Origin of the sequence: Accumulibacter sp. (genome assembly GCF_032229525.1) — a bacterium.
Taxonomy (GTDB): Bacteria; Pseudomonadota; Gammaproteobacteria; order Burkholderiales; family Rhodocyclaceae; genus Accumulibacter.
In genome coordinates, this window is record NZ_JAVTWB010000245.1 from 1 (window position 1) to 5,926 (window position 5,926).

A 5,926-nucleotide genomic window follows, 5' to 3' on the forward strand; every position below is an offset into this window, starting at 1 on the left:
TACTGGCGGCCGAAGCGCGTATCGGGGAGCTGGAAAGAGCCTTGAGCGAAGCCCGTCAGGCGGCCTTTACCGACGCCTTGACCGGCGCACTCAACCGCCGTGGCTTTGAGGAGGCATACCGTCGCGAACTGGCCCGCTCGCGTCGCAACGGCACGCACCTGGCCATTGCGCTGATTGATCTGGATGACTTCAAGCGCTTGAACGACACCATGGGCCACCATGTCGGCGACGAAGCGCTGGTCCATCTGGTCAAAGGCCTGCGCGCTGCTCTTCGCCCGTCAGACATCCTGTGCCGTTTTGGTGGCGAGGAGTTCGTCCTGCTGCTCCCCGACACCGCGCTGGCCGAAGCGGAAGCGGCGATCTCGCGTTTTCAGCGTCAGTTCGCGGCCGACGCCGTGCCGGGCCGGGATATCGTCATCACCTTCAGCGCCGGCGTCGTCGTCCAGGAAGCGGCCGAATCGGTCGAAGCCTCCATTCTCCGTGCTGACGCTGCAACCTACGCTGCCAAGCGCGCGGGCAAGAACTGCGTCGTCACCGGCTGAACCTTCCCTGATCGGCATTCCGAGACCCCGCGCGGGGTCCGGTGCGGCAGTGAGAGCGTGCTAGACTGCTGGCTCGCCGGCGTCTCCCGGCCTCCCCCTTACGGTTACCAGCATGCGCTACCTCTCGACTCGCGGTCATACCCCTGGTACACAGGACGGTCCGCCTCCGTCATTCAGTGAAATCCTGCTCGCCGGACTGGCGCCGGACGGCGGCCTTTACCTCCCGCAATCGTATCCGCAGGTCAGCGCCAGCGACCTCGAGCAGTGGCGTGGGCTGTCCTATGCCGAGCTGGCCTACGCGGTACTCTCCAGGTTCATCGATGATATCCCGCCAGCGGATCTGAAGCCCCTCGTTGCCAGGACCTACACGGCGCAGATTTACGGCAATGGGCGTGCCGATACGCAAGCCAGCGATATCACCCCGCTGCGCTGGCTGGAGCGCCCGGACGCGGCGAACCGGGAAGGCGGGTTGGCGATTCTCGAACTGTCCAATGGCCCGACCCTGGCCTTCAAGGACATGGCCATGCAACTGCTCGGCAATCTGTTCGAGTATGTGCTGGCCAAACGGGGTGAAGAAATCAATATCCTCGGCGCCACCTCGGGCGACACCGGTTCATCGGCCGAGTACGCCATGCGCGGGAAGCAGGGCGTGCGCGTCTTCATGCTCTCGCCACACGAGCGAATGAGCGCCTTTCAGCGGGCACAGATGTATTCGCTGCACGATGCGAACATCCACAACATCGCTGTCCGCGGCATGTTCGACGACGCCCAGGATATCGTCAAGGCGGTGTCCAACGACCACGCCTTCAAGGCCAGATACAAGATTGGCGCGGTCAACTCGATCAACTGGGCGCGCGTCGCCGCACAGGTGGTCTACTACTTCAAGGGCTATTTTGCTGCCACCAGCGGCCCCGGTGGCGGCGCCAGCAATCGACTGGTCGCCTTTGCCGTCCCCTCGGGCAACTTCGGCAATATCTGCGCCGGCCACATCGCACGCATGATGGGCTTGCCGATCGGTCGCCTGGTTCTGGCGACCAACGAGAACGACGTGCTGCACGAGTTCTTCCGCACCGGCGTCTACCGCCCGCGTGCTACCGCCGAAACCCACACCACTTCGAGCCCGTCGATGGACATCTCGAAGGCTTCAAACTTCGAGCGATTCGTCTTTGACCTGGTCGGACGCGACCCGGCCGTAATTCGCGAGCTGTGGGCCGCGGTCGATGCCGGCGGCAGTTTCGACCTCTCGCGTACGCCTTTCTTCGACAAATTGCCGGATTTCGGCTTCGTTTCGGGCACCAGCACGCACGCCGATCGCCTGGCAACCATTCGCCATACCTTCGAGACCTACGGCTTGATGATCGATACGCATACCGCCGATGGGCTCAAGGTCGGCAGCCAGTTGCGAACCCCGGAGATGCCGATGGTGGTGCTCGAGACGGCCTTGCCAGCCAAGTTCGAAGAAACGATCATCGAGGCACTTGGCCGCAGACCCGAACGGCCAGCCAGCCTGCGGGGCATCGAAGAGCTGCCGCAAAAGGTCGAGGTCATTGACGTCAGTGTCGACGCGGTGAAGCAGATCATCGAACGGAGTATTGCTTGAGGACTCAGGGCTGAGAACTCAGCCGGGAAATCGTCAGAGGGCGCCGGTCGGCGCCCTTGTTGTTTGCGCTATGCCTGCCGCCTGGCGATGATCACCCGCGGTGGTCGTCACATCGGCGGCGGCTTTGCAGAGGCAAGCCAGATCGAAGCTAGGGAAAATTGGAAACGGCCACTGAAAGCGCAGAGGCCTCGACACCGTCTCCTAGAGATAGATCACGGCGGGAAAGACGGCGGCAGCCAGCACCAACACCAGCCATTCGAGATTGTGCCGCGCCAGGAATCCGGTGAAGTGCATGATCAGAATCGCAATGGCGGCCACATAGAACAACGCAAATAGCATCGAATCACCCTCTTCCTTTTTGTGCGCAGACCGCAACAGTCAGTCTGCCTCGCATCGCCCGCAGCGGATTATATAACGCATTCGCCAGGCGCCGACCAGTGGCCAGCGGGCCTTCTCTCGATCCTGCCCCGGAACTCGCGTACCGTTGAATCGAAGGGAATGGGTGCCGCCGTGCAGAACGAAAACCGCCGCGGCTGACGTGCCTGCTAAGCCTGAAAACGCATCGACAGGTCCAGCGCTCGTACATCCTTGGTCAAGCCGCCAATCGAGATCCGGTCAACGCCGGTCTCGGCAATACCACGCACCGTATCGAGGCTGACATTACCCGAGGCTTCCAGCACGGCCCGCCCGGCGGTAATCGCCACCGCCTCGCGCAGCTGATCGAGACCCAGGTTGTCGAGCAAAATCATTCTGGCGCCGGCAGACAAGGCCTCCTGCAACTCGGCCAGCGTTTCGACTTCTATCTCGACGAACTGACAGGCACCGGCTGCGCTCTCGGCAACGTGCCTGGCGGCGTCCAACGCCGCGGCAATGCTGCCGGCCGCGTGGATGTGATTCTCCTTGATCAGAATTCCGTCGTAGAGGCCAAGGCGGTGATTGCCGCCACCGCCGCATTTGACCGCGTATTTCTGCGCCAGACGCAGGCCGGGAATCGTCTTGCGCGTGTCGACGATCTGCGCCCGCGTACCGGCGACCAGATCGGCATACTGCCGGGCCTTGGTGGCCACCCCCGACAGCATTTGAAGAAAATTGAGCGCACTACGCTCCCCGGTGAGCAAGGCACGGGCCGGCCCCTCAACTTCGCACAGTGCTTGATCGGGGCTGACAGGCTGGCCATCCTGCGCCTGCCAGACGATGTCGATCTGCGGATCGAGCTCGTGGAAGCAGCGCGTGAACCAGGCGCTCCCGCACAGAACAGCTTGCTCACGGGCAATCACGGTAGCGCGACTGCGCACTCCGGCGGGAACCAGCTGCGCGGTAAGGTCGCCACTGCCAACATCCTCGGCCAGCGCGGCAGCGACGTTGCGTTCGATTTCAGCATCGAGCATGGCTGCGATCGGCATCAGAATTCCCGTACACTTGAAGACTCGTGGCGCAATTTTATCACCGAAGGAAAGCACAAATGCTCGATGTACTGCTGGTTGGCTTGGGAGTCCTGTTGGCCTTGACCTTCGCCGGCGCACTGATCGCCCTCTACGTGCAAGACGTGACGCAGGAGAAACACGCCGTGTTGCGGAACTTTCCGCTGGTCGGTCACCTGCGTTACTTATTTGAAAGCCTCGGCGAGTACTTCCGCCAGTATTTTTTTCTCGGCGACCGCGAGGAAATGCCCTTCGACCGGGCAACTCGCAGCTGGGTCTACCGCATGGCCAAGAACGAGGGCGGCATCATCGGCTTCGGCTCGACTTACCCGATGCATCAGCCCGGCGCGCTGGTTTTCGTCAATGCGCCCTTCCCGATCCTCGAGGAAGAGCAGCAGGAGCCACCGGTGGTGGTGATCGGCGAGGGCTACTGCGAGACGCCTTTCGTCGGCAAGTCGCTGGTCAACATCAGCGCCATGAGTTTCGGCGCCATTTCCAAACCCGCGGTGCGGGCGTTATCGCGGGGCGCCGCTGCGGCCGGCTGCTGGCTGGATACCGGGGAAGGCGGCCTCTCTCCTCATCACCTGGAGGGAGGCTGCGACATCATCTTCCAGGTCGGCACGGCAAAATACGGCGTGCGCGACGAAAGCGGCCAGCTGTCCGACGAAAAACTGCGGCAAGCGGCCGCCCATGAAACGGTGCGCGCTTTCGAGATCAAGTTGTCGCAAGGGGCCAAGCCGGGCAAGGGTGGCGTGTTGCTCGGCAACAAGGTGACCCCGGAAATTGCCCGGATCCGCGGCATTGCCGAGGGCCGCGACTCGATGAGCCCGAACCGCCACCCGGAAATCGCCAACATCGATGCGTTGCTCGACATGGTCGAGCATGTTCGCGCCGTGACCGGCAAACCGGTAGGTGTCAAGACGGCCATCGGCGGCCCTCGCTTCATCAATGAGCTGACCGAGGCGGTGACCCGACGGGGTCTGCAGGCCGCGCCCGACTTCCTCACCCTCGATGGTGGTGAGGGCGGCAGTGGCGCGGCGCCGCAGGCCCTGGCTGACCACATGGCGATGTCGATCGACGAAGCGCTACCGCTGGTCGCCGATGCGCTGCTGGCCAGCGGCCTGAAGCAGCGCATCAGGCTGGTCGCCGCCGGCCAACTGGTAACGCCGGCGCGGGTCGCCTGGGCTCTCTCCAGCGGTGCCGACTTCGTCAATACGGCACGCGGCTTCATGTTTTCGCTGGGTTGCATCCAGGCCTTGCGCTGCCACACCAATACCTGCCCGACCGGCATCACGACGCACGATCCGCGGCTGCAACGCGGCCTGGTCGTCGAGGACAAGGCGGCGCGGGTGGCGTCCTACTGTCGGAACATGAACAAGGAGGTGGCGATGATCGCCCACTCCTGTGGCTTGCGACACGCGCGCGAACTACGTCGCGAACATGTGCGCATCGTGCAGGCTTCCGGGCAGAGCATCGCCCTCGACACCCTTTATCCGTATCCTGCGCCGCCTTCCTGACTCGCCGGATCAGTCAGTGCCGGCGACGATCGACAGCAGGGCGTCACCATAGCGTTGCGCCTTGGCGACGCCGATACCCGGAACCGCGAGCAGCGCCTGCGGGGAATCGGGAAGCAAGCCGGCAATCTCGGACAGCGTTCGATCATGCAGGATGACGTAGGCAGGCACACCCTGTTCGCGAGCCTGCTCGAGCCGCCAGTGGCGCAAGCTGGCCAGCAGCGGAGAATCGCTACGAATGGGTGCGCTGGCTAGCGCGGCTTTGCTCCGCGTCGCTTTGCCTTTCGGCCGTTCGGCCTGGCGTCGCAGTTGCAACTTGCTTTCGCCCTTGAGCACCGGGCGAGCACTATCAGTCAGCTTGAGGGCGCCATAGGCACTGGCATCGGCGTCCAGCAGACCGCCCGCGAGGAGCTGCCGAAACACCGAGCGCCAGCCGCGGTCGTCGATGTCGACGCCGACGCCGAAGGTCGGCAGGCGATCGTGGCCAAACTGCAGCACCTTGTCGGTGGACTTGCCACGCAGAACGTCGATCAAGTGGCCGGCGCCGAAACGCTGACCGGTGCGCAAGGCGGCAGACAGCGCCTTCTGCGCCGCCACCGTTCCATCCCAGAGCACCGGCGGATCGATGCAAACATCGCAGTTGCCACAGGGCGCCGCCTGCTCACCGAAATAGTTGAGCAGGATCACCCGGCGACACCTGGCCGACTCGCAGTAGGCGAGCATGCTCTCCAGTTTCTGCCGCTCGACGCGTTTCTGTTCGATCGGAGCGGCCGACTCTTCGATCATCTGGCGATGGATCACGACGTCATTGAGCCCATAGGTCATCCACGCTTCCGACGGCTCGCCGTC

General features: G+C 63.5%; 6 protein-coding genes. 3 read left to right on the forward strand and 3 right to left on the reverse strand.

All coding sequences use genetic code 11. From position 1 onward, the window contains the following. Both RUW20_RS19330 and thrC read left to right on the forward strand, forming a co-directional pair. Nucleotides 1–542, forward strand: a 542-nt coding sequence (locus tag RUW20_RS19330; RefSeq protein ID WP_313953852.1) for a GGDEF domain-containing protein, incomplete at its 5' end; no start/stop codon positions are given. Between the two features lie 112 nt (nt 543–654). After that, nucleotides 655–2,142: a threonine synthase gene (thrC, locus tag RUW20_RS19335; RefSeq protein ID WP_313953853.1), complete on the forward strand. Its 1,488-nt coding sequence runs from the start codon at nt 655–657 to the stop codon at nt 2,140–2,142. Nucleotides 2,143–2,343: 201 nt separating this feature from the next. Here the strand turns inward: thrC and RUW20_RS19340 are convergent, their stop codons facing one another. Continuing rightward, nucleotides 2,344–2,481, reverse strand: a complete 138-nt coding sequence (locus tag RUW20_RS19340) for a hypothetical protein (RefSeq protein WP_313953854.1) — start codon at nt 2,479–2,481, stop codon at nt 2,344–2,346. Between the two features lie 206 nt (nt 2,482–2,687). Further along, entirely contained in the window at nt 2,688–3,545 is an 858-nt protein-coding gene (nadC, locus tag RUW20_RS19345; protein WP_313953855.1) for a carboxylating nicotinate-nucleotide diphosphorylase, read from the reverse strand. Between the two features lie 59 nt (nt 3,546–3,604). Here nadC and RUW20_RS19350 point away from each other — a divergent pair, with 59 nt between their 5' ends. After that, a complete protein-coding gene (locus RUW20_RS19350) occupies nt 3,605–5,080 on the forward strand; it encodes an FMN-binding glutamate synthase family protein (protein WP_313953856.1) in 1,476 nt (491 codons plus the stop codon). A 9-nt stretch (nt 5,081–5,089) separates the two neighbouring features. Here RUW20_RS19350 and RUW20_RS19355 read toward each other — a convergent pair. Then, a partial coding sequence (locus RUW20_RS19355) for an RQC domain-containing protein (protein WP_313953857.1) occupies nt 5,090–5,926 on the reverse strand: 837 nt, incomplete at its 5' end.

What these genes read in the sequence shown, in the direction of transcription:
- RUW20_RS19350 (WP_313953856.1), top strand. Translation starts at nt 3,605, where the DNA reads ATGCTCGATGTACTGCTGGTTGGCTTGGGAGTCCTGTTGGCCTTGACC.
- RUW20_RS19340 (WP_313953854.1), bottom strand. Translation starts at nt 2,481, where the DNA reads ATGCTATTTGCGTTGTTCTATGTGGCCGCCATTGCGATTCTGATCATG.
- nadC (WP_313953855.1), bottom strand. Translation starts at nt 3,545, where the DNA reads ATGCCGATCGCAGCCATGCTCGATGCTGAAATCGAACGCAACGTCGCT.
- thrC (WP_313953853.1), top strand. Translation starts at nt 655, where the DNA reads ATGCGCTACCTCTCGACTCGCGGTCATACCCCTGGTACACAGGACGGT.